The sequence below is a fragment of the Paraburkholderia podalyriae genome, assembly GCF_014397785.1.
GTDB classification, from domain to species: Bacteria; Pseudomonadota; Gammaproteobacteria; order Burkholderiales; family Burkholderiaceae; genus Paraburkholderia; species Paraburkholderia podalyriae.
The window spans coordinates 1-1354 of record NZ_VZQQ01000224.1 but is presented as its reverse complement, the minus strand read 5'-3'; the positions used below and the strand labels follow the sequence as shown (position 1 = coordinate 1354).

Sequence of the window (1354 nt, the reverse complement as noted above, 5' to 3'; positions counted from 1 at the left end):
AACGCCGGTGAGTGTGTCCGTCGGTTGCGTTTCGTCATCTTCTGGTTCCTTGTTGCCGGCCATTATGACCGACTCACGCCCCAGCTTTTCCACTTACCGACCTGTCCGGATTCTCGGCGCCACCTCTCAGGAAAATATTCACTGCGGCTTAACCCTGTTTGCAGAACGTGCCTGGGCGGGCGTGACGGCTTCATGATCCACGGCGATAGCCTCAGTGACCCAGGCAACGCGTCAAACGGCTGCATCGTTATCGACAAGAGAATACGCAAAAAGATGTGGGACAGTGGTGACAGATGGCTGGAGGTAGAGTAACCATGAGACGCGCTTTTGCCATCATGCTGTTGTCTCTTCCCGCGTTATGCCTGGCGAAGTCACCGCCATGCGACAGATACCCCACCAACGTCGCCGAGGTCGCACTGACAAACGAGGGCCTCACTGACCCAGCGAAGATCGATCATTCGAAAACCCGGGCTGTTCAACTGGCATCCGAGAAGATCGGCAAGGACGAGGACGGCGAGCAACTGTGGCGCCAGGTCTATCACATTACGTTTCACGAAAAAGGCGGAAAAGAGTTCAAGGTTATTACCGTGGGTGAAGCCGCCTGGTCAGAATGCTCAATGAGTGCTGTTGAGGTTTTCGTCGTCTCGCGACATTCACCGCCAGTTGACAGACTGTTCAAGGACATAGAGTAACTGTTCACGCGCGCGCTCTTCCAGCATCGCCGGTCAGCGCGCGAGACTGACCATGAAACGTGGAACCCCATCGCCATGAACAATCAAGGTGGTGCCACGAAACGCACTCTTGCACCCATTCTCATAGCGCTTTCCGCGCTATGCATGGCGCAACCTAAACCAGAACCCCAATGCGACAGGTGGCCGACCAACATAGCAGAAGGGAGACTAAAAAAAGCTGGCATGGTTGGCAATATCGACTATACGAAAACCCAAGCCGTGCAACTGGCGTCCGAGAAAATAGGAAAAGATGAAGATGGCGAACAGTTGTGGCGTGAGGTTTATCACATCACCTTCCACGAAAAAAACGGAAACAAGGTCAAGGTGATTGCTGTGAACGACGCTGGCGAATTTGAATGCTCAATGAGTGCCGTAGAGATTTTTGTCGTTTCAAAGCATTTACTGTCGAGAGTCGAGGCTGACAGAATGTTCAAGCAGATAGAGTGAGGTCCTCCTTTGAATCTATGAAACACGCTCTTGCAGTCCTGCTGCTGTCCCGTATCCGTCAGCGCATCCCGTCTTGAACGCACGTACGCGCGGTGCGAAGGTGTAGCCATCGTAACGACGGAGCAATGCGATGGAGAACACCGCGGGAGAGACTGTATCGACGGGCACGCGGCGGC

At 53.9% G+C, this 1354-nt stretch carries 2 protein-coding genes; both read left to right on the top strand.

Annotation, left to right across the window (positions count from 1 at the left end):
- Positions 1 to 314: 314 nt before the first annotated feature.
- The gene (locus F6X42_RS42695) at positions 315 to 692 is read left to right on the top strand and encodes a hypothetical protein (protein ID WP_187639739.1); all 378 of its coding nucleotides are present in this window, start codon (positions 315 to 317) and stop codon (positions 690 to 692) included.
- Between the two features lie 75 nt (positions 693 to 767).
- Positions 768 to 1178 (top strand): hypothetical protein, encoded by a 411-nt coding sequence (locus F6X42_RS42690; protein WP_187639738.1) that lies wholly within the window; start codon positions 768 to 770, stop codon positions 1176 to 1178.
- The last annotated feature ends 176 nt before the right edge of the window (positions 1179 to 1354 follow it).